At 56.4% G+C, this 26,022-nt stretch carries 29 protein-coding genes; 17 read left to right on the top strand and 12 right to left on the bottom strand.

Features of this window, described 5'->3' with window-relative positions; translation table 11 throughout:
- Positions 1-150 precede the first annotated feature (150 nt).
- On the bottom strand, positions 151-804 hold the full coding sequence (locus tag AB4090_RS04685; protein WP_369572703.1) for a YidH family protein: 654 nt from the start codon (positions 802-804) through the stop codon (positions 151-153).
- Between the two features lie 55 nt (positions 805-859).
- Positions 860-1,462 carry a peroxiredoxin gene (locus tag AB4090_RS04680; RefSeq protein WP_369572702.1) on the bottom strand — a complete coding sequence of 201 codons (603 nt, stop codon included), beginning with the start codon at positions 1,460-1,462 and terminating at the stop codon, positions 860-862.
- A gap of 113 nt (positions 1,463-1,575) precedes the next feature.
- Between AB4090_RS04680 and AB4090_RS04675 the strand changes: the two genes are divergently transcribed.
- From AB4090_RS04675 to AB4090_RS04645, 7 genes are all read left to right on the top strand, one after another.
- Positions 1,576-1,956 (top strand): DsrE family protein, encoded by a 381-nt coding sequence (locus AB4090_RS04675; protein WP_369572701.1) that lies wholly within the window; start codon positions 1,576-1,578, stop codon positions 1,954-1,956.
- Positions 1,957-2,094: 138 nt separating this feature from the next.
- Positions 2,095-3,318: an FAD-dependent monooxygenase gene (locus AB4090_RS04670; protein ID WP_369572700.1), complete on the top strand. Its 1,224-nt coding sequence runs from the start codon at positions 2,095-2,097 to the stop codon at positions 3,316-3,318.
- Positions 3,308-4,489, top strand: coding sequence for an FAD-dependent monooxygenase (locus tag AB4090_RS04665; RefSeq protein ID WP_369572699.1), 1,182 nt, complete (start codon positions 3,308-3,310; stop codon positions 4,487-4,489). The genes AB4090_RS04670 and AB4090_RS04665 overlap by 11 nt, the downstream gene beginning before the upstream one ends.
- A 10-nt stretch (positions 4,490-4,499) precedes the next feature.
- Positions 4,500-4,748, top strand: a complete 249-nt coding sequence (locus AB4090_RS04660; protein WP_369572698.1) for an accessory factor UbiK family protein — start codon at positions 4,500-4,502, stop codon at positions 4,746-4,748.
- Positions 4,749-4,752: 4 nt separating this feature from the next.
- The gene (locus AB4090_RS04655) at positions 4,753-5,514 is read left to right on the top strand and encodes a magnesium chelatase domain-containing protein (RefSeq protein ID WP_369572697.1); all 762 of its coding nucleotides are present in this window, start codon (positions 4,753-4,755) and stop codon (positions 5,512-5,514) included.
- A gap of 8 nt (positions 5,515-5,522) precedes the next feature.
- Positions 5,523-6,545, top strand: a complete 1,023-nt coding sequence (locus tag AB4090_RS04650; RefSeq protein ID WP_369572696.1) for a YifB family Mg chelatase-like AAA ATPase — start codon at positions 5,523-5,525, stop codon at positions 6,543-6,545.
- An 18-nt stretch (positions 6,546-6,563) separates the two neighbouring features.
- Entirely contained in the window at positions 6,564-7,217 is a 654-nt protein-coding gene (locus tag AB4090_RS04645; protein WP_369572695.1) for a YidH family protein, read from the top strand.
- On the opposite strand, the gene pssA is transcribed toward AB4090_RS04645, so the two are convergent.
- From pssA to tadA, 9 genes are all read right to left on the bottom strand, one after another.
- Complete coding sequence (gene pssA, locus AB4090_RS04640) at positions 7,214-7,957, bottom strand: CDP-diacylglycerol--serine O-phosphatidyltransferase (protein WP_369572694.1); 744 nt, start codon at positions 7,955-7,957, stop codon at positions 7,214-7,216. The genes AB4090_RS04645 and pssA overlap by 4 nt on opposite strands.
- On the bottom strand, positions 7,954-8,616 hold the full coding sequence (locus AB4090_RS04635) for a phosphatidylserine decarboxylase (protein ID WP_369572693.1): 663 nt from the start codon (positions 8,614-8,616) through the stop codon (positions 7,954-7,956). The genes pssA and AB4090_RS04635 overlap by 4 nt, the downstream gene beginning before the upstream one ends.
- A 95-nt stretch (positions 8,617-8,711) precedes the next feature.
- Complete coding sequence (ilvC, locus tag AB4090_RS04630; protein ID WP_369572692.1) at positions 8,712-9,728, bottom strand: ketol-acid reductoisomerase; 1,017 nt, start codon at positions 9,726-9,728, stop codon at positions 8,712-8,714.
- Positions 9,729-9,753: 25 nt separating this feature from the next.
- Positions 9,754-10,242, bottom strand: a complete 489-nt coding sequence (gene ilvN, locus AB4090_RS04625; RefSeq protein WP_369572691.1) for an acetolactate synthase small subunit — start codon at positions 10,240-10,242, stop codon at positions 9,754-9,756.
- Between the two features lie 3 nt (positions 10,243-10,245).
- Entirely contained in the window at positions 10,246-11,991 is a 1,746-nt protein-coding gene (gene ilvB, locus AB4090_RS04620; protein ID WP_369572690.1) for a biosynthetic-type acetolactate synthase large subunit, read from the bottom strand.
- 97 nt (positions 11,992-12,088) lie between these two features.
- Positions 12,089-13,627 carry a DNA mismatch repair protein MutS gene (locus AB4090_RS04615; protein ID WP_369572689.1) on the bottom strand — a complete coding sequence of 513 codons (1,539 nt, stop codon included), beginning with the start codon at positions 13,625-13,627 and terminating at the stop codon, positions 12,089-12,091.
- Complete coding sequence (locus AB4090_RS04610; protein WP_369572688.1) at positions 13,627-14,067, bottom strand: hypothetical protein; 441 nt, start codon at positions 14,065-14,067, stop codon at positions 13,627-13,629. The genes AB4090_RS04615 and AB4090_RS04610 overlap by 1 nt, the downstream gene beginning before the upstream one ends.
- Positions 14,064-14,492, bottom strand: a complete 429-nt coding sequence (locus AB4090_RS04605; RefSeq protein ID WP_369572687.1) for a secondary thiamine-phosphate synthase enzyme YjbQ — start codon at positions 14,490-14,492, stop codon at positions 14,064-14,066. Before AB4090_RS04605 ends, AB4090_RS04610 begins: the two co-directional genes overlap by 4 nt.
- Positions 14,493-14,494: 2 nt before the next feature.
- Positions 14,495-14,959: a tRNA adenosine(34) deaminase TadA gene (gene tadA, locus AB4090_RS04600; protein ID WP_369572686.1), complete on the bottom strand. Its 465-nt coding sequence runs from the start codon at positions 14,957-14,959 to the stop codon at positions 14,495-14,497.
- A gap of 178 nt (positions 14,960-15,137) precedes the next feature.
- Here tadA and pilM point away from each other — a divergent pair, with 178 nt between their 5' ends.
- The 10 genes from pilM (at position 15,138) to AB4090_RS04550 (ending at position 24,537) form a co-directional block, all read left to right on the top strand.
- Positions 15,138-16,181 (top strand): type IV pilus assembly protein PilM, encoded by a 1,044-nt coding sequence (pilM, locus tag AB4090_RS04595; protein WP_369572685.1) that lies wholly within the window; start codon positions 15,138-15,140, stop codon positions 16,179-16,181.
- Positions 16,178-16,753 (top strand): PilN domain-containing protein, encoded by a 576-nt coding sequence (locus AB4090_RS04590; protein ID WP_369572684.1) that lies wholly within the window; start codon positions 16,178-16,180, stop codon positions 16,751-16,753. Before pilM ends, AB4090_RS04590 begins: the two co-directional genes overlap by 4 nt.
- Entirely contained in the window at positions 16,740-17,381 is a 642-nt protein-coding gene (locus AB4090_RS04585) for a type 4a pilus biogenesis protein PilO (protein WP_369572683.1), read from the top strand. Before AB4090_RS04590 ends, AB4090_RS04585 begins: the two co-directional genes overlap by 14 nt.
- Positions 17,378-17,917, top strand: a complete 540-nt coding sequence (locus AB4090_RS04580; RefSeq protein WP_369572682.1) for a pilus assembly protein PilP — start codon at positions 17,378-17,380, stop codon at positions 17,915-17,917. Before AB4090_RS04585 ends, AB4090_RS04580 begins: the two co-directional genes overlap by 4 nt.
- Before the next feature lie 28 nt (positions 17,918-17,945).
- Complete coding sequence (locus tag AB4090_RS04575; RefSeq protein WP_369572681.1) at positions 17,946-20,267, top strand: type IV pilus secretin PilQ; 2,322 nt, start codon at positions 17,946-17,948, stop codon at positions 20,265-20,267.
- A complete protein-coding gene (locus tag AB4090_RS04570; protein ID WP_369572680.1) occupies positions 20,242-20,781 on the top strand; it encodes a shikimate kinase in 540 nt (179 codons plus the stop codon). Before AB4090_RS04575 ends, AB4090_RS04570 begins: the two co-directional genes overlap by 26 nt.
- 73 nt (positions 20,782-20,854) lie before the next feature.
- Positions 20,855-21,937, top strand: coding sequence for a 3-dehydroquinate synthase (gene aroB, locus AB4090_RS04565; protein WP_369572707.1), 1,083 nt, complete (start codon positions 20,855-20,857; stop codon positions 21,935-21,937).
- 2 nt (positions 21,938-21,939) lie between these two features.
- Positions 21,940-22,746 carry an FAD-dependent thymidylate synthase gene (thyX, locus tag AB4090_RS04560; protein WP_369572679.1) on the top strand — a complete coding sequence of 269 codons (807 nt, stop codon included), beginning with the start codon at positions 21,940-21,942 and terminating at the stop codon, positions 22,744-22,746.
- On the top strand, positions 22,747-23,898 hold the full coding sequence (locus tag AB4090_RS04555) for a deoxyguanosinetriphosphate triphosphohydrolase (RefSeq protein ID WP_369572678.1): 1,152 nt from the start codon (positions 22,747-22,749) through the stop codon (positions 23,896-23,898).
- Between the two features lie 135 nt (positions 23,899-24,033).
- Positions 24,034-24,537: a hypothetical protein gene (locus AB4090_RS04550; RefSeq protein ID WP_369572677.1), complete on the top strand. Its 504-nt coding sequence runs from the start codon at positions 24,034-24,036 to the stop codon at positions 24,535-24,537.
- Positions 24,538-24,589: 52 nt separating this feature from the next.
- Here AB4090_RS04550 and gatB read toward each other — a convergent pair whose 3' ends face one another.
- Positions 24,590-26,020 (bottom strand): Asp-tRNA(Asn)/Glu-tRNA(Gln) amidotransferase subunit GatB, encoded by a 1,431-nt coding sequence (gatB, locus tag AB4090_RS04545; RefSeq protein WP_369572706.1) that lies wholly within the window; start codon positions 26,018-26,020, stop codon positions 24,590-24,592.
- Positions 26,021-26,022 lie beyond the last annotated feature (2 nt).

Raw genomic sequence — 26,022 nt, 5'->3', positions numbered from 1 at the left:
TTGCGGACTTCCGGAGCGTCGTTGCTACCGGAAGGCCACCGGAAAACAACCCGTTCCGCTCGATTCAATGGGTTAAAAAGAGGGGGCGTCCAATCCATCATGGGGGCAACAGATACAGTTTGCGGAAATGACACAGGCGCGCTCACTGCCTCACCGACCAAGAAGCAACAAGAGGTGCAGCATGCCCATGCCAACCAGAAATAACATCAACAAAAACAAGATATAGCGCCAAACATGGGTGGCGCATTCACCGCGCTGAATGTCGTTCAGAGTGGCGGCAAGCCCCCAAAAACCGAATACCATCAAGACCACCGCAAAGCCAATAAACAAGGTATTGGTGCCCGACAAGCGATGCAAGAGCGGGATGGGCTGGTGTAAAACCAAGGAAAATTTGCGCAAAAAGAAATCAAATTTTGCCAAGACGAATGCAAGCGCGAGGCTGCTCAGGGCGGTACGCGTCCAAGACAGGAAGGTTCTTTCCGCTGAGAAATAGACCCGTGGATCGTTCATTTCCTTGGCGCTGACGCTTGGTCCTTGCGATAACGAGCGTAAATCACGCCAAAAAATCGGGATCAGGAGAAAAATCGTGACAACTGCAGGGATCGTGAGCAAATGATAGAGATCGAGAAAAAAAGGTCGCAGGCGTTGATCATGAAAAAACACCAGGGCCATAGCAACCTTACGTGCCAAGAGGCCGGCGCCAAAGGCAACGATAATAAACTTTAGCAGCGCCAGGTAGCTGCGCTCCATGCTGAGGTAGAGGCGTGGTTCGCGCAGCGCGAGTAATTTTTTGCTTAGCAACATGGCGCGACCGCACCGATCCGAGATACAAAGGATCGGCGCTCGGCAAAAGGTGCTATCAAAGGTCCTTGGCGTGTTCGGCCAAATAGCTGGCAACACCCGCAGAATCTGCCTTCATGCCAGCTTTGCCCTTCTCCCACTGCGCCGGGCAAACCTCGCCATGCTCTTCAAAGAATTGCAGGGCATCGACCATGCGAATCATCTCGTCGATGTTGCGACCCAGTGGTAGGTCATTGACCACCTGATGGCGCACTACACCGTCGCGATCGATGAGGAAAGAGCCACGCAGGGCAACAGACTCATCCAAGAGCACATCGTAGTCGCGCGCGATTTGCTTGGTCAGGTCAGCGACCATCGGTAGCTGGATGTTACCGATACCGCCCTTATTTTCCGGGGTATTTTTCCACGCCAAATGGGTGAAGTGGGAATCTACACTGCAGGCAATGACTTCCGTCTTGCGGGCATGAAACTCCGACAAGCGGTGATTGAAGGCGATGATTTCCGAGGGACATACGAAAGTGAAATCAAGCGGGTAGAAGAACAGTACCGCATACTTGCCTTGGACGTGTTGCGAAAACTGGAACTTTTCGTTGATGCTGTTATCGGGCATCACCGCGGGGGCAACGAAATCTGGGGCTTTCTTACCGACGAGTACAGCCATGACATACCTCCTGATCAAGTGGAAACCAAGCCTCTAGGATAGCCGAGCCACTCGCTGCTGTCTCTACTTCATCAGAATCTGGAGCTTTGCTAAAGTAACACACTCTCTTACTGATGATGGAGCAAGTACAGATGGCACATTTTTTCGTCAACATCACCCATGCTGGTAACGACCTCGACCGCGCCACCGTTGGCCTAGTCCTCGCCAAAAATGCCCTGAGCGAAGGTCATGAGGTCACCCTCTTCCTCTCCCTGGATGGCGTTCACTTGGCGCGCTCGGATAATTATCTGCATGGCATGCAGGAACCGACTTTCCCGCCCTTGATCGAACTGCGGGACTTCCTGGTGCAAAACGGCGCGAAATTCTGGGTCTGTGCCGGCTGCTACAAAAAGCGTGGCCTGGAGGAAGCCCATTTCATCCCCGAGGCCAAGATGGCGAGCGCTGGCGAAGCCATCAAGACCATGGCCTCTGGTGTCGTTCCTGTCTACTATTAATTAGTAGAAATACATATCCAGGGGGGACGGGAAGTCTCCCCTGGGAGAGATTCCCCTATTTTCTGAATCCCTTCCCGGCAGTTGTGCATCCGTGCGCGATGCTTGCCGCCCCAAGCGGGAACCCCTAGAGTATGCACTATGGATTGTGACTTGCTCATCCTTGGCGATGGCCCCATTGCCCACAGCCTCGCCTTGGCCCTCAAAGGGTCTTCCCTCCGTGTTCGTATCGTCGACACGTCCCCCAACAAAACTGTCCCGGCAGGAGACGCCGAGCGCAGTGTTGCCCTCGCCCTCGCCTCCTTGCGTCTGCTGCATTCCTTTGGCGTTCAGGTCCCCGGTGAAACGAGTGGACGGATTCAGCAAGTACAAATCTCGCAAGCACGGAGTCCGGCGCGCGTATTGCTCTCCTACGAGTTGCTGCAGGCACGGGAGGGGGTACTCGGAAAGCTTGTCCCTCTGAATACGCTGCACACCGCACTGGTTAGACAGCTACCCGCAGACTCTGACACGTTTCAGCGCCTGCCCTGGGGGCCAGTGGAGGACTTTTCCTGGTACCCTGATCGCGTGACTTTGACTTGGGCAGAAGGACGCAAGCTTTCTACGCGACTGCTGGTATTGGCGGATGGCGGTCATGGCAAGCTACAACGCTTGCTCGGACTACAACGCCGCGCTTGGGATCACAATCGTTATGCCTGCACCGCCCGCGTTGGGCCGATTTCCGGAACACCCGGAATAGCCTATGAGCATTTCCTAGAGAGCGGCCCCCTCGCTTTCCTGCCGCGGGCAGATGGCTTTTTCTCGCTGGTCTGGAGCCTACTGCCCACTGCTGCAAGTCAGCTCATGCAGACATCGGATGCCGAATTCCTGCGCAAGCTCAATGCACAATTGCCACAGGGCCTCTCGGCCTTGCATCAGGTGCAGGGGCGCGCGCTCTACCCCCTGCATTTCCAGCAGTTCTCCGCACCATCCACCAGCCGCGTACTCCCCCTGGGGAATGCTGCCCAAACTCTGCATCCCTTGGCGGGGCAAGGGTATAATCTGGGCCTACGCGACGTCGTGACCTTGGCCGCCCTGGCGCGCGAGGCAGCAGAGCACAGCACAGACCCAGGGAATCCAGCGTTATTACAAGATTTTCAGCGTATCCGCCGACAAGACCGCCTGGAGACCATCGCCTTTACCGAGGGGCTGAATCGTCTCTTTGCTCTGCCCCCCCTACCCTGGCGACTGGGGCGCGAAATTGCGCTGCAGGGCCTGGAACACAACGAGTGGCTCAAAAAACGCCTTGCCGCGCGTTTTGCCGGGATCAACCTGCCCAGTTCCAGTAGCATCCCGGCCTTGGAGACAGCGCAGCATGGCGGATGATTTCGATGTATTGATCTCGGGCGCCGGCATGGTCGGCGCCGCCTTGGGGCTGACGTTGCAACGCTGCGGCTTGCGCGTCGCCATCACCGAACGTCGCAGTGCCGAGCAGGCCGCCGCCACGGATCCACTGCAGCGCTGCAGCCTCGTCAATGCTGGGGCGACTGCCTTTCTCGCCGAGCAAGAAATCGACGTCAGCGCTCTGGGTACTGCAGTGGTCGGCATGCGCGTCTGGGATGGCGAGCATGCTGGCAGCATCCAACTTGATGCTGCAGACGTCGCGGCGCCATATCTCGGCCACATTTGCGAAAATCGACGGCTGGAACAAAGTCTGCGCGCCGCATATGTCAGTGCCGGCGGAAACCTGCTGTATGATTGCCAGTGGCAGCAACGCTACCGCGACGGCGAAGGGATCGAGCTGGAAGATGCGCAAGGTAACAGCTATCGCGGACGACTATTGGCGATTGCCGAGGGGCGCCAATCCAGCCTGCGCCAACAACTGCTACAGTCCAGCATCTATCGTGAGGACTATCATCAAGAGGCCATTGTCGCCACCGTACAAATCGAACGTCCGCATTGGGGCATAGCCTATCAGCGCTTTTTACCGACGGGGCCGGTCGCCCTTCTACCCTTTACGGACAGTGCAGAAGGTCAGGGGCAGGCCAGCTTGGTCTGGAGCGCCCGCAATCTCTTGGCGCGGCAGCTCTTTGCCATGGACGACAGCGAGTTCCTGCGCCGTTTGCAAAATGCCTTTGGACCGCAGCTGGGCAGGCTTACCGGCATTAGTAAGCGCGGCAAATTTCCGCTCTCCGCACTGCACGTCAACCGCTATGTGCAGGATCGCGTCGTGTTACTCGGTGATAGCGCCCATGGGGTGCATCCATTGGCCGGGCTCGGTGTAAACTTGGGATTTCGTGACGTCGCTGCCCTCAGTCGGGTCATCGCCGAACGTATCGAGAAACGCCAAGACTTCGGTCGCCTCGAGGCCTTGATCCATTATCAGCGGCAACGCCGCCCCGACAATCTGCTCACCGTCTTTGCCTGCGGTGGTCTGAATCACCTATTCTCCAATCGCAGTGGCGCCCTAGCGCGCCTGCGTGATCTGGGGCTGTGGGGTACCAGCATGACCCCTTCCCTGAAACGTTTTTTCATTCGCCAGGCCATGGGCCTGTAAGGAGAACACCATGCAACACCGTATTGCCGACGATATCGCTGCCGCCATTGGCGACGCTGTGGCCCGCTTCGGGTCGGTTAAGGAAGATTTGGACAAGCAACTCAAAACCGTGATCAGCAATGCCCTCGATCGCCTTGATCTGGTCACGCGCGAGGAGTTCGAGATCCAACAGGAGCTAAACACCCGCTTGGCAGCCCGTGTCGCAGCCCTGGAGGCGCGTCTCGATAACATGGCCGGGGCGGACAAGAGCGAAGGGTAAAGGCATGGCCTTAGCACTGGTGCGCAGCCGCGCGCCACTTGGCATCCAGGCAGCAGAGGTCATGGTCGAGTGCGATCTGGGACCAGGCTTGCCCACCTTTGCCATTGTTGGCTTACCCGAAGCGGCGGTGCGCGAGTCGCGCGACCGCGTGCGCGCCGCGATTCAGAATAGCGGCCTGGAATTTCCGGCAAGGCGCATCGTCGTCAACCTGGCGCCAGCCGATTTACCCAAGGAAGGAGGTCGATTTGATCTGCCCATCGCCTTGGGGATTCTCTGTGCCAGCGGACAGTTGCCAAGCCACGCCTTAGACAACCTTGAGTGTATTGGCGAGTTGGCGCTGGATGGCAGCTTGCGCCAGGTCCCCGGCATTCTCGCTTGTGCCCTCGCCGCAGCCGAGGCGAAGCATACGCTGGCACTCCCCAGGAGAGTTGGCGTGCTCAGCAGGCCTTTTCGCGCGTCGTTGCGCGATCGGCCTTGCGCTGCCAACCAGATAATAAGCCCCGGCCGTCCTGGTCACCGGCGTACCGTCACGCCCTCGTTGGGGCGCGGACGGCACACTCGTCTCCCAAATGACTTGTCGGCAACCATGCGGCACAGCACTCGCCTACACTCCCGGCTTCGCGGTCGTTTCGGCGGATGCAGCTCGCCGCGTTGCCTACCGGGGACTACTCGCCCTCGCTTCGCTCTCCTAGCTCGTAGCGATGGATTTCAGCCAGCGAGGCCCGATTGGCGGCCAAGTGTCCCCTTTTGCCTGCAACAAGTCTGACACAGCTCGTGGCGATCCTGCGCGGTGAGGAGGAGATTCCGGCACTACCTGCGCCTACAGACTCTTCCGATCTGCCAATCCGTGGCGGGGATCTGGCCGAAGTGCGCGGACAGGAGCAGGCCAAGCGTGCCCTGATCGTGGCCGCGACTGGCGGTCATCATCTGCTCTTTTCCGGCCCTCCCGGTACTGGCAAAAGCATGTTGGCGGCACGCCTGCCGAGCCTCTTGCCCCCCTTGCGCGATGAAGAGGCCCTGGAAGTCGCCTCTATTCATAGCCTCCATGGTTTGTTTGATCCCGCCAACTGGCGCCAGCGCCCCTATCGCAGCCCGCACCATACGGTCTCGGCGGCAGCCCTGGTCGGTGGGGGTTCGCAACCACGACCCGGCGAGATCAGCCTCGCCCATCGAGGCATTCTGTTTTTGGACGAACTACCAGAGTTCCCTCGTTCCGTCCTTGAGGTCTTGCGTGAACCCCTGGAAACCGGCGAAATTCATATTGCCCGCGCTCGCCAGCGGGCCAGATTCCCTGCGCGTTTTCAGTTGATTGCGGCGATGAACCCCTGCCCCTGTGGTCATCTCGGCAACCCCCTGCAAGCCTGTCGCTGTAGCCCCGCACAGATTCAGCAGTATCGCAGCCGCCTTTCCGGGCCTTTGCTGGACCGTATCGACCTGCAGGTCGAGGTGCCCGTGCTTGCCCCGGAATATCTGGAGAACGCGCCACGGGGAGAGAGTAGCGCCGTATGGCGGGCGCGCATTGCCGAGGCTATCGAACGTCAATGGCAACGGCAGGGCTGTAGCAATGCGCAATTGCAGGGTGAGGCCCTCGACCAACATTGCGCATTAGAGAAAAATTCTCGTGATTTCTTGCGCCTGGCGGCAGAGCGCTTGCATTTTTCTGCCCGCGCCTATCATCGCATCTTACGCGTGGCACGCAGCATCGCTGATCTAGCGGCGGAAGCTTCTATCCGTCAGGAGCATTTGGCAGAGGCTTTGCAATACCGGCGCCTAGCACATACCTTGTCCGGCAGTTAAGTAAGGAATCTCAGCCTCGTGATCCTGCTACGGCATTTACCCACCGCCCAGGAACCGCGCCTATATATGGCGTTGGAACGGACCTATCTGGGATATTTCAAGCTGATTTTCTTCACCATTGGTACGGGCTTAATTGCCTACCGCTTGCAAATTCTCTTCCAGGCCTTGGGAGACGAGCATTTTGCGCATTTGTTTCACAATCTGCATCGCCTGCTTATCTGGCCACCCATCGGGCTCATTTTTGTTGTCGGCTTTTGGTTTTTTGCCGACCTTCATCATATTGGCAAAGGAATTACCGTGTCTGAAAAAGAAATCATTGATCCGCGTATCTATATGGCTGCTGAACGCACTTTTCTTGCTTGGGTGCGCACTGGCATTGGTTTGATTGCTTTTGGCTTCGTTATCGAGAAATTCGATTTCTTTCTCGAACAACTATCGGCCATGTTGCATACAAAATTGAGCGCCGGCGAGGGATTCTCGGGCATGGGAATCATTTTTATCGTGCTCGGCGTGAGCAACCTGGTGATTGGCGGCATCAATTTTGTTCGTACGGTAAAGAAGGTAGATCAAGGGCAGTATCACATACACAAATGGCTGTATGGGCTCTATGGCCTTATTCTGTTCACCGTAACTGCTGTTCTTGCCTACATGATTGTACGCGTTTCTCCTTAATGCGAATCACGCCGACGTCGACGCCGTTGGCTCAGCTGCCACAGGGTCGTGAGCACGCCGATCAACACATAAATCAGTGAAATGGTGAACAGCACCAAGGGTGGATGCACGGCAATGGCGGCAAGGACGAGGACTAGGCTAATCGCCAACGCAAAGGGCATGCGCCCATGCAAATCGATGTCCTTGAAGCTGCGATAGCGGATATTGCTGACCATCAACAAGCCAAGGAAATACACCAGCGCCAAGGCCAAATACTGGGCAATCTCCGTAAGCCACGGATAACCCTCGCCCACGGCTACCCAAACCAGACTTGCTAGAACCGTGGCCGCCGTCGGGATCGGTAAACCCTGAAAATAGCGCTTGGAACTGCTGTGGGCCTGGCTATTGAAACGCGCGAGCCGCAGCGCGCCGCAGGCAGTGAACACAAACGCGCCCAGCCAGCCAAATTTACCAAAATCCTGTAAACCCCAGAGCAGGACCAGTAAGGAGGGCGCGATGCCAAAGGCAATCACATCGGCAAGAGAATCATATTCGGCGCCAAAGGCGCTCTGCGTACCGGTCATACGCGCCACCCGACCATCCAGTCCGTCGAGGATCATGGCAATGAAAATGACAATTGCCGCCACCCGAAAATGGCCGTGGATGGATGCCACGATGGAATAAAATCCGGCAAAGAGACTGGCAGTAGTAAAGAGATTGGGGAGCAGATATACCCCACGACGCGGATAGCGTTGATTCACCCGTTGTGCTCCAGTTGCGCGATCCACTCGGCACCGGAACGCACTCGCTGTCCCAGGTGTACCAGCGGCACTGCCGTGAGCGGCAGGTAGGTATCAACCCGCGAGCCAAAGCGAATAAAGCCAAAACGCTGGCCGGTACTGACCTGCTCGTTGGGCTGCACATAACAGAGGATGCGCCGCGCCACGAGCCCAGCCACCTGGACCACGGTCACCTCCTGTTGATCTTCGCTGCGCACCCACAAGGCATTGCGTTCATTTTCCGCGGAGGCCTTATCCAGCGCGGCGTTGAAAAATTTCCCTGGCAGATACCAGCGTTGCTGGACGGTTCCGCCAATGGGCAGACGATTGACGTGCACGTCAAAGACATTCATGAAGATGCTGATCTTCAGCGCCTGGCGCTGCAGATAGAGGTCCTCGACGGTTTCGATGGCAATGACGCGACCATCAGCCGGGCACAGGATCCCACCAGCAAGGGGTGCCGGCAAGGCACGTGCAGGGTCGCGGAAAAATTGCACGCTGAAGAGAAAAAGGAGAAAAAATGGGATTGCCAGCCACCACGGCGCAAAAATCGCAACGAGCACAGTGACTAACAAAAACAGCGCAATGAAGGGCCAGCCTTCACGCGCCAGCAAAGAATAGGGATAGGCAGGATTCGACATGGCGCAAGCCTAGCAAGTCGACCGGTCTGAGGGAAGCCGCCCTGCCCTGCTAACTGCCCCGTTGCCGAGGCAGTCGTTACCGAGATGGATAGTGATCAGTTACGTGACCGGTCAACGATGCGATTCTGACCTATCCAGGTCATCATCGAGCGCAGTTTTTGCCCCACTACTTCCAGCGGGTGCTCCGCGGCCAAACGACGCTTGGCCTGCATGGTCGCCTTACCGGCCTGATTCTCGAGGATGAACTCGCGGGCAAACTCGCCATTCTGGATTTCTTTGAGGATGCGGCCCATCTCTTCCTTGGTGCGTGCATCGACCACGCGCGGACCGCGGGTCAGATCGCCATATTCCGCGGTGTTCGAGATGGAATAACGCATATTGGCGATACCCCCCTCATACATTAGGTCGACGATCAGCTTGAGCTCGTGCAGACATTCAAAATAGGCCATTTCCGGGGCATAACCGGCCTCGGTCAGGGTCTCAAAGCCGGCCTGCACCAGGGCACTGACACCACCGCAGAGCACCGCCTGTTCGCCAAAAAGATCCGTCTCTGTTTCTTCGCGGAAGGTGGTCGCGATCACGCCGGCACGCGCGCCACCAATGGCCTTGGCATAGGACAAGGCGAGGTTCTGGGCATTGCCGGAGGCATCCTGGTGGATGGCGATGAGGCACGGAACACCACCGCCCTGGGTATAGGTAGAACGGACCAAGTGACCCGGCCCCTTGGGGGCGATCAAGAAACAGTCGAGATCGGCACGCGGATGGATCTGCCCAAAGTGAACATTAAAGCCGTGGGCAAAGAGTAGCGCTGCACCTTCTTTGATATGTGGGGCGATTTCCTCACGATACAGGGCCGCCTGACCCTCATCTGGGGTAAGGATCATGATTAGATCCGCTTCCGCAACGGCCTTGACGACGGACTTCACCTCCAGCCCAGCGTTCTTCGCCTTCTCCCAGGAAGGGGAGCCTTCGCGAAGTCCTACCACTACCTGTACGCCGGAATCCTTGAGGTTGAGGGCGTGGGCGTGGCCCTGCGAGCCGTAACCGATAATAGCGACCTTCTTCTTCTGGATAAGGGAGAGATCGGCGTCGTTGTCGTAATAAACTTTCATGAAATCCTCTACAAAACGTGAAAAATCAAATGCTCTTGGCGCCGCGACTGATGGCACTCGCGCCACTACGGACTACTTCAATGACCATACCCGGATCAAGGGCATGAAGGAAGGCATCAAGCTTTTCGCCGGTCCCGGTCAGCTCGATGGTGTAGCTGCGATCGGTAACGTCGATGATGCGCCCGCGAAAGATGTCGGCAAGACGCATCACCTCTTCACGATCTGGCCCTACCGCATGCACTTTGATCAGCATCAGCTCGCGCTCGATGTGCGGACCTTCGCTCAGATCATGTACGCGGATGACCTCCACCAGCTTGTTCAGCTGCTTGAGCACCTGCTCCATGATTTCCTCGGAACCCTGGGTGAGGATCGTCATGCGCGACACTGTCGCCTCATGGGTCGGGGCCACGGTCATTGCCTCAATGTTATAGCCGCGTGCCGAGAACAGACCTGCCACCCGCGACAAGGCACCCGCTTCGTTTTCCAGCAAGACAGAAATAATGTGTCGGCGCATGCGTTATACCAGAATCATGTCAGAAAGGGCGGCCCCGGCCGGCACCATAGGATAGACGTTTTCCGTGCGATCGACGAGAAAATCCATAAAGACCATGCGGTCCTTGAGGCGCAGGGCCTCGCGGATCACCGGCTCGACATCTGCGGGTTTCTCGGCACGCAAACCAACGTGGCCATAGGCCTCGGCCAATTTCACAAAATCTGGCAAGGCATCCATGTAGCTGGAGGCATAGCGTTCTTCATAGAAAAACTCCTGCCACTGCCGCACCATGCCCAGGTAGCCGTTGTTCAAACAGGCCACCTTGATCGGGAACTTGTATTGCTGACAGGTGGATAACTCCTGGATGTTCATCTGGATACTGCCCTCGCCCGTCACACAAACGACAGTGCTCTCTGGCTCCGCCATTTGCGCCCCCATAGCGGCCGGCAGGCCAAAGCCCATGGTGCCCAAGCCGCCACTGTTGATCCAACGCCGCGGGCGATCAAAGCCGTAAAATTGTGCGGCCCACATCTGATGCTGACCAACGTCGGAGGTCACGATGGCGTCACCACCCGTTAGTTCAAAAAGCTTCTGGATGACAAACTGTGGCTTGATGATGCTGTCTCCCTGCGCATAATGCAGGCAGTCTCTCTGGCGCCATTCTTCAATCTGCGCCCACCAGCGCGCGCGGCTCTCCGGCTCAGACCGAATGCCTATTTCTTCCGTCAGATCATTCATCTCGCGCAATACCGAACGCAAATCACCCACCACAGGAACGTCTACCTTCACATTCTTGGAGATGGACGCTGGATCGACGTCCACATGGATAATCTTGGCATGCGGCGCGAAGTGGCTGAGGTTACCGGTCACCCGATCATCGAAGCGTGCGCCCAGGGCAACCAGGACATCGCAGTGCTGCACCGCCATGTTCGCTTCGTAGGTGCCGTGCATACCCAGCATACCGAGAAAATGTCGGTCCGACGCCGGATAGCCGCCCAACCCCATCAGGGTATTGGTGATGGGCGCATCGCAATGGCGTACCAACTGGGTGAGATCTGGCGCACTATCAGAAAGGATAATGCCGCCGCCGGTGTAGAACAGCGGGCGCTCGGCGCTGGCAATGAGCTGTAGGGCCTTACGCAACTGCCCGGAGTGCCCTTTCACCGTCGGTTTATAGGAGCGCAACTGCACTTTTTCCGGATAATCGTAGACGCAGCGCTTGGCAGTGACATCCTTGGGGATATCGATGAGCACAGGGCCGGGCCGCCCCGACGCCGCCAAATAAAACGCCGTCTTGATCGTCTGGGCGAGGTCATTCACGTCGCGCACCAGGAAATTGTGTTTGGTGCAGGGCCGCGTGATGCCCACCGTATCGACTTCCTGAAAGGCATCATTGCCAATCAACGCCACCGGCACTTGACCGGAAATCACCACCATGGGGATGGAGTCCATATACGCGGTGGCAATCCCGGTAACGGCATTGGTCGCACCAGGACCGCTGGTGACCAGGGCCACACCGACCTTGCCGGTGCTGCGCGAATAGGCGTCCGCCGCATGCACAGCCGCCTGTTCATGGCGCACCAGCACATGCTGTACAGCATCTTGTTTGTCGAGCGCATCGTAGATGTAGAGGACGGCACCACCGGGATAGCCAAATATCGTTTCCACACCCTCGTCGCGAAGGGCGCGCACAACGATCTCAGCGCCCGTCAGCTCTTCGGCAAGCACGCTCTGGCCTGCCCGGTCACGGGTCTGGTTGGGGGCGGACATGATAAGACTCCTCACAGGATTAGCATACTGCGACCAACGCTATGCAGTTTTGCCGACAGCGTCAAATAAAAATGCCTTGGCGAAACCGCGCCTTCCTCTATGCACCCTGATGGAGACGCTCAAGATAACCACGAGCGTCCCGCACCAAACCCTCGGGCAGGCCTGATTTTTCCGCAATCAACAGCCCCAGAGATTTCCCCGGAACGCCAATTTGTAACTCATAAGTCGGCTCCAAGCGCTCATGATCAAAGCGCATAGAGGCATTTTGCAGAGACGGATGCTCCGCAGCAAAGGTTTTGATCGGCGTGAGGTGAGTCGTCACCATACCGCGCACGCCGCGCCGCGCCAGCTCATCCAACACGGCCATCGCCATCGCCGCACCCTCTTCCGGATCGGTGCCAGTACCCAATTCGTCGAGCAGAATCAGGGTCGAGTTGTCGGCCTCGGCCAGCAGCTTTTTCAACATGGCAATGTGGCCAGAGAAGGTGGACAGGGCAAAGGCCATGCTTTGCGGGTCACCCATGTCGACAAAAATCTTGCTGAAGCGCCCCACCAACGCGCGCCCGGAAACCGGCACATGCAGCCCAGATTGCGCCATCACTGCCAGCAAACCCACAGTTTTCAGGGATACGCTTTTGCCGCCGGTATTCGGGCCAGTCACCACCAAAATTGGATTTTCCGCATCAATGCGCACCGACAAGGGCTTGGGCTTGGGACCACGATGGTCGACGTGCGCCAACCAGAGTTGCGGATGCACCGCCCCCTCAAACTGCAAAACGGGCTCGTCCACCAACTCAGCTGCCTGTGCCTGCAGATGCAACGAAAGCTGTGCACCAGCAATCGCCAGATCGAGCCAGGTCAGGGCATCCACCAGCTTCTGCAGCGCTGGTAAAAGCTCGCGGACTTGGTCGGTGAGGGCGCGCAGCACCGTTTGATTTTCTTGTTCGATATTGCCGGAGATTTTTTCCAAACGGTTGTTGGGGGCAACCAACTCCATCGGCTCAACTACCGTACCGTGCCCTCCCGGACCCGCACCTCGACGCACGCCGCGAATCTCCTCACGTGAGCCATCGGGCAGGTGCACCGACAAGCGCTGCCCCGCCCAATGCGCCTTGCCGCCACCACGCAAATGCGGCTGTATCTGCCGTTGCACCGCTTCCCTCTCTTGCTTGAGTTCCGCATGCAATTCGCGCAAGGTGCCATTGCCATCTTCGCGCACCGAGCCGTTGGGTAGGAGTACGGCATCGATGGCATCAATCAGGCGACTTGGCGCATCGAGGACTTCTGGTCCCAGCGGTAAAAGCGCTGGCCGCGCTTCCACAAATGGGCGCAGCTCCTGCCCGACACGCAAAATGCGATGCAGATTACGCAAGGCTTGACCGGAAAGGGCCGCGCCGGTAGCAGCTGCCTGGCGCAACGCCGGGCGCGGATCGGGAAGTTCGGGTAAAACGGGGCCGGAACCCGACTCCAGGCCAAAGCGCGCCGCCGTGATCGCTTCCTGTAATTGCCTAGCGGCTGCGACTGAGGGCGCAGGCGCCAGATTACGCGCTGCATCGGCACCCATGGGTGTCGCCGAAAGTTTTTCGAGCAGCCGACGAATCCCCTCGAAATCCAATAACTTCCAGTCACCCTCCATTACACACCTCGCTGTCCATGAAATAATTCGCGCCACCAACGCAGCCGCCCCTCGGGGATAATCTTCGGACCGGGCAGCAGTTCGGGCCGCATGCGCGACAGAATCCACCCTGGCGGCACCTGCGAACCACTACTGCCGCAAGAAGCACCGAGATTATTGGGGTCGTAAATTTTGATCAGACTGGGGCGTTCGCGATCGTCCACATACACAATACCCAAATACCGCTCGCGATGATCGTGATGCAAGAGTATGTCGATCTCCGCCAACACGCGGCGGAAGGCAGTGGATGATAACGTCGCCTGCGGCAGATCCTGACCAACGAAGTACACATACCATCCGTCATCTGCCTCTGCTTGCAACTTGGCGACCATGGCATCCCATTGTGCCCATTCCCGTATCGCCCACAGCATGCCACCGTAGACACTCGCAAAATCACTCATCCTTCACCCTCGCCCAAAAAACTGATCAGCATCCGCCGCTGTTGCTGACGCTCGCGATGCTCCAACAGATAGACGCCCTGCCAAGTTCCGAGGAGTAAGTGACCAGAACGCACGGGGATCTGTAGACTTTGTGTGCCGAGCAGGGTACGGATGTGCGCCGACATATCGTCTGGACCCTCATTGCGATGGCGGTAGGTCGGATCGTCATCCGCCACCAAGCGGGCGAGAAAATCGAGGATGTCTGCCTGCACGTCGCTATCGGCATTTTCTTGCAGGGCCAAACTCGCGGAGGTGTGCGGCAAAAACATAAGCAGCCAGCCATGGCGCGCACCGATACCCTGCAACCAAGTGCGTAACGGATCGGTAATCTCATAAAAACGCCGTCCCTGGGTCGGCAGGGTCCACTCTTCATCCCATTGCTTCATTGTCATAGTGTAGCCCGCCGTGCGCGAAAAAACTCCTTGAGCAAGCTGGATGCCTCGTCTGCGAGTACCCCGCCCTCCCACTCCAGTCGATGATTACTCGGCGCCAAATTTGGCAGCTGCAAGTGGCTCTCGATCACCCCACCCTTGGGGTCACTCGCTGCATACACCACCCGTGCCAAGCGCGCGTGAACAATGGCACCAAAGCACATGACGCAGGGCTCCAGGGTAACGTACAGCGTGCAACCGCCAAGACGGTAGTTGCCCAAAAGTTGTGCAGCCAGACGTAATACTTGAATCTCCGCGTGCGCCGTTGGATCGGAATTCGCGATGGGGGCATTGTGCGCGCTAGCGAGGAGCTCACCCGCAGCATCTATCAATACCGCACCCACCGGCACCTCGCCCAGCGTTGCCGCTGCGCGTGCCGCGGCCAGAGCGGCTTGCATCCATACTTGGTCAGTCGACTGCACGGGTTCCTAAAAGCTCGTCCTGGGTAGCTGGAGTTTGCAGTCTATCATCACAGATTTTTCCATGCGCGCCTTGACAGGATGCGGAATGCTGCTAATTTTCCGATCAAGTTGCAAAAAGCAGACGCACGCTTGCTTGGGAACAGCATAGCGATTCATTACGCTCTAAGGTGAGGAAAACATGCTACGCATGCCCAGTCCCCCACTGCTCGGTCTCGATATTGGACTGGAAGCAGTAAAACTAGTAGAACTGTCTTCCGCACGGGGGCAGCTTACTGTTGCACACGCCGATAGCGAGGCGATCCCGAACAACCCCGGTACAGAACATGATGAGCGAGAGCTCGAGCCAACCACCAACGCCATACGCACCATTCTGCAGCGGTCGCGCATCCGAACCAAAAAGACGGCAACGGCATTGCCGTCCAATAACGCGATTGTGAAGATTATTTCATTGCCATCTGGCATGCGTGACGACGTCATCGAAGATCAGATACGCTACGAGGGCCAACAATACATCCCATTCCCCATGGAGCAAGTCAATTTTGATTTTGCAGCCCTGGGTCCTGATCCAGAGCGTAAGGGATATCAGCAAATTCTACTTGTTGCGAGCAAGAAAGATCACGTTGAAGATAATTCAGCAATCTTGGAAAGCGCCGGCCTCAAACCGAAAATTCTTGATGTGCGCCAATTTTCCCTTTGGACTCTCATAAACCATTTGCAACCACAACTACATACTGAAAAGGGCGGGATCGTCCTGATTGAGATTGGCAGCAGCACCACGGGCGTACACGTTTTCGAGAATTCCCAACCCATTTATTCTCGTGACCACAATTTTGGAACCTCCAGATTGATCGAAAGAATTTCGCAACATTTTGGCCTAAGCCCAGACGATGCACTACGCATGCAAAGGTTTGGTGGCCTTCCACAAGAATATGAAAAAGACGTACTTACGCCATTTGTTTCTGATCTCGGACGAGAGATACTGCGCGCGTTAGACTTCTTTCAAGCGAGCCTACCCGATGTCACCTTACGAAAAATTGCGCTTTTCGGTCCCGGGGCCAATTTACCGGGAATTACCAAACATCTTCAAGGCGTTACTGTCGAGACCCCTGACCCGTTTCAGGGAATGCGCATGGGGCCATCGGTGAACGAGCGCTTTTTGCGCAGTGAGGGTTCTGCCATGGCAGTCGCTTGTGGCCTCGCTCTACGGAGGTTTGCTGAATGATTTTCGTCAACTTACTTCCGCACCGAGAAAGCAGAAGAACACAGCAGCAGCAGGTTTTCCTTGTTGGATTACTTCTTGTTTTGATAGTCGCAGCGGTAATTTACTATGGCGTTTATGAAGTTTTTGTTGCGCGAGTGCATGCAGAGCAGCAAAAGATCGTGTATTTGCAGGGCGTAACCCAACAACTGGATCAAAAAATCGCCTCCATCGCGGATCTACGCAAGAAACGTGACGCCTTGCTGGCGCGGGAAAAAATTATCGGAACGCTCCAGGATCGGCGTGATCTCAGCGTCAGAATTTTCAACTCGCTAGCTGCCATTACGCCGCAAGGGGTCTTCCTGACCAAACTGCAGCAACAAGGGGAAACCATCACCCTCTCTGGCTACGCTGAGGGCAACGATCAAGTGGCGGCTTTCATGCGGCACATCGAACACAGTGGGGTTTTCAGCAAACCCACCCTGGATATCATCAGCAAGGCCAAGTTAGGGGGCAACGAAGTGAATCAGTTCACTCTACAGATGCAAACCCATCTGCCCACGGAAAAGCCGGAGCAAACTCATGACCTGGGATGAAATCAACAATCTACAGCTTGATGATCTCATGCGCCTACCGCTAAAGACCAAGGCGATTATCGCTGCTATCATCATTGTTTTATTAGGCGCCGTTGCCTGGTTTTGGTTCATCTCACCAGAGAATGATAAGTACAATGATCTTCAGGCGCAGGTTGAGACGCTGAAAGGTCAAGTGCGCCAAAAACAGCTATTGGCTGCAGACTTACCTGCTTATCAGGCGCAGATTTTGGAGATGAAACATCGCTTTCAGCGCTTTCTGGAACAGCTACCGGATCGCGCACAGATCCCATCGCTGCTTGACGACGTGACTCTCGCCGGTAGGAGTCGTGGCTTGGAATTTACTCTGTTTCAACCACTTCCTGAGGTAAATAAAAACTTTTACGCAGAGATTCCGGTAAAGATCAACGTTACGGGAACTTATGGAGATATAGGACGTTTTGCCGCCGCAGTAGCCGCGATGCCGCGTATCGTCACCATAAATGATATCAGCATCACTCCCAGCGCCAGCGCCAGTGGTACTGCCCCTCTTGACAAGGCCTTGGCTGCGCAAAAGTTGGAGATGTCCTGTGTCGCCACCACATATCGCTACATTGAGGCAAAAGTTGAGCAAACAGAGGTAAGGAAATGAAGACAACAAGTCGCATCCCCATTCTTCTGGCTGTAACGCTTATGCTTAGCGCCTGCTCGCATAACAACAATTTGGCAAATTTACAGGCATTTGTAGAGCAAGGACCGCAACTGCATCCCAAAATTGAAGCACTACCGCCGATACCGCATTACACCGCAACCGCATATACCAACGCGCAACATCGTGATCCATTCACCAGTTTTTCAGAGCTGGCATTGCGCGAGGAAGCCGCCGCCGAGGGCGCAAAATCGGCTCCGCAGCGTAAAGGTCCTCTCCAACCTCTGGAAAAATATGCGCTTGGAAGTCTCACGCTGACCGGAATCATGCAGGCAGATGGACAACAATGGGCAGTGTTCCTTACTCCAGACAACAAAGTCTATCGTGCTGGGGTGGGTGCTGGCATTGGCGACAAAAATGGCCACATCGAGGCCATCGATTCGCAGCGCCATATGGTAGTAATTACCCAATATTTACCGAATGCTTTCGGCGGGTATGAACAACAAAGCACGACTCTGCACTTTCAGAGTAATGGCTAAGTCAAGGATCTGAGCAAGGATGAAGCACATGAACCAGAATGATTCTTTCGCAGTTGTCGCGCCGCAAAGTAACCGCCGAAAGCGCCCTGCTACACTACGTTGGGCCCTGTTGACAGCACTCGGCTGCATGGCCATCAGCGGAGCCAGTTGGGCGGAGGGTTTGATCCAGGGAATACAGGTCCAGAGCAGTGCCAAAGGAACCGTTCTCAATATACAGAGCAATTCGCGCCCGTCGTACGATGTGAACACCTTCAACCACGGTTACCGCGTTCGCATTGATTTTCAGGATACGCATTTTCTTACCAATACCAACAACGTGGCGAGCGGGGGTGTTATAGAAAACATTCTCACCGAAAATGATGGTCATAATGCACGGATGGACTTATTGCTCCGCACACCGCAGGCTGTCATGGTGGAACCCGCTCCGGGCGGATATCGCTTGCGTTTCGTCGCCTTGCACGAGAAATCTGCAGGGGCGCCGACTCCGTCGCCCAGCGTGCCATCCGCCGAACCGGTTGCCGCGTCACCATCTGTCTCAGCAACGCCTGCCACTCTTGGTACCAGCATAGAAAATCTCCAGTTCCACCGAGAAAAAGATGGCGCCGGCATGTTGTCTCTCAACATACAAGGGATGCAACCGCAGATGGATGTGAGTCGGGAGCCCGGGCGTCTCATCGTTACCTTGCACAACACCCAGGTCTCCACCAGCCTTACCCATCGCTTCGGGACAGATCAATTTGGTACGCCAGTACAGTATGTTGATGTGTATCCCCTGGGCACGAGCACCCGCCTCATCTTCCATATTGATGGACCATTTCAGTACTCAGCCTATCAGCTCGGCCAGCAGACGATGATTTCCGTGCGTCATGAAGAGGCCAATGCTGCCGCAGAGAACCCAATGCAAAGCAAGCGCTTGAGCATGGATTTCCAAAACATCAGCGTGCGTGACGCATTACAGGTAATCGCTGACTTCACCCATCAGAACATTGTGGTCTCTAACAGCGTTGCCGGGACAGTCTCCATACGCCTAAAAAATGAGCCCTGGGAAGAGGCCTTCAAGGTGATTTTGGAGTCCCAAGGCCTTGCGGTGAAGCACATTGGCAATATTCTTTGGGTGGCTCCAGCCAACCAAATCTCCAGCCAAGAAGAGGCGGAACTGAAAGCAGACGCCAGCAAACGCAAGTTGGAGCCACTGGTAACTGAACTGATTCCGCTCAAATATGCCCGAGCCACCCAAATAGCCGATCTACTCCGTGGCTTTTCTCAGCAAGCCAACAATAGTGATTCCGGTAATGGTCTGAACGTACAGCAAAGTCACGCGCTCGCGTCGGCTCTGGGGATTCCGTCGGAGAATCTCATCGGCAACTCGTTGCTGGGGTCGCGCGGCTCCGTCGCAGTGGTCACCCGCACCAACAGCCTGTTAGTACGCGATACCCCGCAAGACATCGACAACATCAAGAAGCTCATTGCCAAGATTGACAAGCCTGTACCTCAGGTCTTGATCGAGGCGCGCATCGTGCAGATCACCACCAATGCCGCGCAGTCTTTGGGTATTCAATGGGGTGGCAGCTACACCGGCGCTGGCGGTGGTGGAATCATTAACCTTTCCGGAACGGGCGCATCTGGTTCCACCAGCACCCAAGGTGGTAGTTATCCCATCAGCGGATTTGGCGGTAGTGGAAGCGGTGGTACCAGCACCGGCAGCACCAGTGGCGGAGTCCCTGCCTTGGTCAACCTGCCCGCCTACGCCCCCAGCGGCAGTCCACTCACCGGCCTCAACCCTGCCTCTCTCGGCTTTGCCCTTGGCAACTCCGCGGGCAGCCGTATTCTCAATCTTCAGCTACAGGCCTTGCAGGCAGCCAACAAGGTGAAGATCATCTCCAGCCCGAAGGTGCTGACGGAAGATAACGAAACCGCCACCATTGCTCAGGGTACAGAGATCCCCTACCAGCAGGCATCCAGCAGCGGCGCGACGGCGGTTTCCTTCAAAAAGGCTGAACTTGCCCTCAAAGTTACGCCACACATTGCGCCAAACGGCAAGGTCACCATGGATGTGGAGGCGACCAACAACCAGCCAAACTATGCCCAGGTTACCGCTGGTGGCGTGCCCATCAATACCCAAGAGGTCAAGACCAAACTACTGGTGAATAATGGACAGACGGTAGTCATCGGCGGTATCTATACGGAAACCAAGAGTACCAGCCAGTCTGGGGTCCCATTGCTGAAGGACATTCCCCTCCTCGGCTGGCTATTCAAGGCGAAGGAATTTAATACGGCGCAAACGGAACTCTTGGTCTTCATTACGCCCAAGGTGGTGGGCGGCGGTGAACCGGGAGACGACGCTGGCTAGAATCATCCTCATCGGCCCCATGGGGTCGGGCAAGAGCACCATCGGCCGCCTTTTGGCGGCCCGTTTGCGTTGGCAATTCGTTGACTCCGACGCGCGCATCGTCGCTGCAACTGGCGTGGATATTCCCACCATCTTTGCCATTGAAGGCGAGGCAGGATTTCGCGAACGCGAACATCGCGTGCTCCAGGATATTACCAACGAGGATGAGGACATTGTGTTGGCTACCGGGGGGGGCGCCATTCTCGACCCTCGCAATCGTGGACTGCTGCGCCACATGGGCGAGGTGATTTATCTCGAAGTCAGCGTCACCGAACAGCTCAAGCGGCTGCGTCACGATCGTCAACGCCCCCTATTGCAGGTAGACAACCTCCGGCAGCGACTAGAGGAGCTCGCGACCCAACGTACGCCACTCTACCGCCAAACAGCGCACTGGCGAGTACGCGGCGACGCCCTGCGCTCAGACCAAGTACTGCGCCAGATTTTGCGCCACCTGCGTAACCTCTGTAATGGCTAGTGCCGCAAAAAACTTTGCAGAGAGCCGGTAGCCCCCTACAATGGAGGCAAGTACGCAGGAAGAGATTCCCCCAATGCCAAGCCTCCAGGTCCAACTCGGCGCACGTTCCTACCCCATACACATCGGGTCCGGGATACTACACGATGCGCAACGCTTCCTTCCCCACCTCAGTCCGGGAGGCGTCGCAATCCTCTCCGATGACTTGGTGGCACCCCTCTACCTACCTGCCTTGCGGGAAACCCTGGCGCGCGCCCAGCGTCCCCTGGTGGAGATCATCGTGCCGCATGGGGAAGCGAGCAAATCTCTCGCCACAGTAGAACTAGTCTGTGCGCAGATGTTGGCGGCCGGACTGGGGCGTGACGCTAGCTTGTGTGCGCTGGGTGGTGGAGTCATCGGTGATTTGGGTGGCTTCGTTGCCGCCATCTATCAACGCGGCATTCCCTTTGTGCAGGTGCCAACGACCTTACTGGCGATGGTCGATTCCTCGGTTGGCGGCAAGACCGGCGTCAACCATCCCCTGGGCAAGAACATGATCGGTGCCTTCTATCAGCCGCGTGCGGTGATTGCCGATGTTGATACCCTGGATAGCCTGCCACAGCGGGAATTTCGTTCCGGTCTGGCCGAGGTGATCAAATACGGGCTGATCAACGATCCCGGGTTTTTCGCCTGGCTGGAAGATCACTTGGATGCCATCCTCGCCGAAGATGGTGATGCCCTGGCGCGAGTCATTCATGAATCCTGCACCGACAAGGCTGAAGTCGTAGCGCGGGACGAGCTCGAGGGCGGATTACGTGCCATCCTCAATTATGGCCACACCTTTGGTCACGCAATCGAGGCCGCAACCGGCTACGGCACGTACCTACATGGCGAAGCGGTGGCTATCGGCATGGTCATGGCGGCCGACCTCTCCCGCCGCCTCGACCTGCTGCGCGAAAGCGAGCAGGCACGCATCTTCCGTCTCGTGCAAGCCGCGGGCCTACCAACCCATGCCCCACGCCTACCGGTAGAAGAATATCTGCGCTTTATGCGCATCGACAAAAAAGTCGCTGGCGGGCAGATTCACTTCATCTTACTGCGCAGCATCGGCGAATCGATCATTACCGGCGACGTACCTGAGGCTGCCATTCGGCAAACTCTCAACGCTTATATGGAGTAAACATGGCAGAACACAACAAGGCCACTAATGAGCTCGAGGAAGAGATTGCCGAGCGCTTGCGTGTGCACCCAGACGCCTGCCTGCGTATCGGCAACTTTGGTTTTATTGAGCTCGAAGATAGCTGGGGGGATGAGGCCACCATCGTCAATACGGCACGCATCAGCACTACTAACAACCGCCTCGCTAATGCTGAATCCTTTAGCGAACGCGATCGCCACCTGCTCTATCAATTGTTGCGCGACCAGCACGGCACTCCCTTTGAAACGGTATATTTCCGCTTTCGTTTTGTCGCACCGATTTTTGTTTTGCGGCAGTGGGTCAAGCACCGAATTTCCAGCTGGAACGAGTTTTCCATGCGTTACCGCAAGCCCATCTCTGAAGCCTATGTGCCCGACCTTGCGGCACGTACCGTCGATGGCTACGCGGTGCTCGACGAAGAATCGATAGCGGAATATGAAGCGCTAATGGCGCAATTGTTCACTTGGTACGAAAAGCAGTACGGCGATGCCTGTTCGCGCATCGATGCCGCACGCGCAGACGGTACACTGCCGGCCAAAAGCGGTGGGCGGGATCCCTACCGCGGTCGGGCGCGAGAGCTATTGCGCAACGTGATGCCGGTAGCCGCCTATTCAGACGTCTATTGGACCGTCAATTTCCGCAGCCTGATGAACTTCTTTCGCCTGCGGCGCAAGCCCGATGCGCAGTACGAAATTCGCCAATATGCCGACGCTGCCTACCTGCTCTTCGCCCGCCGTTTACCCCTTCTTGCCAGTACCATGGAACAAATCCTCGCCGAGAGCCATTCCTAAATGGAGCAGAGTCTTGCCAGCTACGCTGCGCACCGCCAGCACAGTCTCGGTCGGCGTCACGCGGAGAGCGAGCCGACAGGTGGGCGCAGCGAGTACCAGCGCGATCGTGATCGGGTTATTCACTCCACTGCCTTCCGCCGTCTCGAATATAAAACCCAAGTCTTCGTCAATCATGAGGGCGATCTCTACCGTACCCGCCTCACCCATAGCCTGGAAGTCGGCCAGGTGGCGCGCTCGATCGCTCGCCAACTGTGCCTTGATGAAGACTTGGTCGAGGCCATCTCTCTGGCCCATGATCTTGGCCATACCCCCTTTGGTCATGCTGGCCAGGATGCGCTGAATAGCTGCATGGCAGAATATGGTGGCTTTGAACACAACATTCAGTCGTTACGCGTGGTGGATGTGCTGGAGATGCGCTATGGCGACTTTCCGGGCCTGAATCTCACCTTCGAGACCCGCGAGGGAATCCTCAAACACTGTAGTCGCAATCGCGCAGAGAAATTAGGAGACGTTGGCGAGCGCTTTCTAAAGGGTGAACAGGCCAGCCTAGAGGCGCAGATCACCAATCTGGCAGATGAAATTGCTTACAATAATCATGACATTGACGATGGTCTGCGGGCGGGGCTCCTCCACCTTGACGCCCTGTGCCAAGAAACCATGTTTGGACCCATCTATTTTGAGGTCCAGCGGCTCTATCCCGCGGCACCGCGCAGTGTACTCCGTCACGAGGCGGGTCGCCGCCTGATCAACCTGTTGATCACCGACCTTGTCGAACATAGCACCGCACGCATCGCCGCTGCTGACATTCGCAGCTTGGCAGACGTGCGTCAGCACTCTGAGCCGTTAGCGGCCCATAGTCCCGATATGGTGCGCGCCATTCGTACGTTAAAAGCCTTTTTGATGGCCAATCTCTACCGTCATCCGCAAGTGCATCGCCAGGCAGAAAAGGCAAAGCGCACGGTCCGCCAAATTTTCGAGATCCTCTTTGCTGATCCGCAGCTCTTGCCGCTTAAGCAGCAGTTATATCTGCGTGACTATACTAGCGACCAGCGCCGCCGCGCACGGGTGGTGGCAGATTACATTGCCGGCATGACCGATCGCTTCGCGATTGGCGAATATGAGAGATTATTTAGTCCCCGCGCTGGAGCGTAACCAAGGTTTTAGAATACCCTGATATTCTTTATCTTTCTGTCTTATTCCAAAATAAAAATCTATTGCTGTCCCGCATCGCGGTTTCGCTATACACTCGTAAAGTTTTTATCAACAAGCGGGAAGAGGAGAAGGATGATGATCAAAAAACTGTTGTTGTCTGCCGTGCTTGGCTCGGTTATTGCTGCACCTGCCCTGGCCTTTGCCGCAGCCCCCGATTTCATGTCACCAGCGTGGGCCAAGGAGCTCTGCAGCGCCTGGAATCAGAACGATACACTGACCACCAAATTGGCAGGTTCTTGGATCAAAAACAACGGCGGCAAAGGTTACAAAGTTATGGAGATTTCTGATTCGAGCATGAAATCCACGCCACCCGTGCAACTCGAAATTTCCGCGAAAGATGGCAAGGCAGAATGCACCTATGGCGGCCCCATCAAAGTTACCGACCTGAATTACAGCTACGATTACAAAATGTGGGCTACCACCCATGACTGGCATCACATGGGCTCGCCGATGATGGCAATGATGTTTGGTCGCCTTAACTTCAAGGGACCGAAGATGGAAGCCATGGAAAACATGGGGCCTTTCTCTGAATTCCTGAAGCTGGTAAAGGAAGTGCCGGCCACGGTCCCAGCTTCTTAAAAAGAGGCACATAAAGAAAGCGCCCGACACTTGATGTCGGGCGCTTTTGGTTTTAGCCAGCCTGTAGACGTTCCCGTAGCAAGGCATTGACCTGATCGGGGTTGGCCTTGCCTTGACTAGCCTTCATCACCTGTCCCACGAAAAAGCCAAATAGCTTTTCCTTCCCGGCACGATAATCTGCTGCCTGCTGCGGATTTTTTTGGATGATCTCATCGATCATGGCAACGATGGCCGTCGTATCGGTAATCTGCCGCAGCCCACGCGCATCAATAATGGCATCGACAGAGCCTCCCTCATAGAAGAGGATCTCAAAGATTTCTTTAGCGATTTTTCCGGAAATGGTCTGATCAGCTATACGGGCCAATAGTAGTCGCAGCTCTGTTGCCGCTACCGGGCAAGCCTCGATCTCCAGGCCAGTCTTGTTCAGCGCACCCAGCAAGTCACCCATCACCCAGTTGGCCGCGAGTTTCGCATCCTGTCCTGCCGCCACCACTTCGTAGTAATCCGCCAGTTCACGCGCTGCGGTGAGAACGGCGGCATCATAGGCCGGCAGACCATACTGCTCCATAAAACGCAACTTACGCGCATCCGGCAATTCTGGTAGCCCTTTGCGCACGGCCTCAATGCGCTCGGAATCGAGTTGCAGGGGCAGGAGATCCGGGTCGGGGAAGTAGCGGTAATCGTTTGCCTCTTCCTTGCTGCGCATGGAGCGCGTCTCGCCCTGGTTGGCATCGTAGAGACGAGTCTCCTGCACTACTTTGCCACCAGATTCGAGGATGTCCTGCTGGCGCAAGACTTCATAGCCGATGGCCTTTTCCAGAAAGCGGAAGGAATTGAGATTCTTGATTTCGGCACGCGTTCCGAAGGGCGCACCGGGACGCCGCAGGGAGACATTGGCATCACAGCGAAAAGAGCCTTCCTGCATATTGCCGTCGGAAATATCGAGATAGCGCACTAACGCATGCAATTTTTTCAGGTAGGCAACGGCCTCCGTAGCGGAGCGCAGATCTGGCTCGGATACGATTTCCAAAAGTGGTGTACCTGCGCGGTTGAGGTCGATACCGGACTCTCCCGCATAGGCCTCATGCAAAGATTTACCCGCGTCTTCTTCCAGATGCGCACGCGTAATGTTGATGCGCTTTTCTTCTCCATCGGCCAGCAAAATATCCAAATGACCAGTGCCAACGATCGGAATTTCGTACTGGCTGATCTGATACCCTTTGGGTAGATCCGGATAGAAATAGTTTTTCCGAGCAAAGACACTGCGCCGGTTCAGCTCGGCGCCAATGGCCAAACCAAAGGCAATGGCTTTATTCACCGCCGCTTCGTTTAAAACCGGTAGCGCACCCGGCATGGCCAGGCAGACTGGACAGGTGTGCGCATTGGGCTCCGCGCCAAAGGCAGTAGAGCAGGCACAAAAAATCTTGCTGCTGGTGTTGAGCTGAACATGTACCTCAAGACCAATGACGACTTCCCAGGCCATGC

The sequence above is a fragment of the Acidithiobacillus sp. IBUN Pt1247-S3 genome (genome assembly GCF_041146875.1).
GTDB lineage: Bacteria > Pseudomonadota > Gammaproteobacteria > Acidithiobacillales > Acidithiobacillaceae > Igneacidithiobacillus.
The sequence above is the reverse complement of the archived record's forward strand: the minus strand, read 5'-3'. Positions and strand labels throughout refer to the sequence as shown.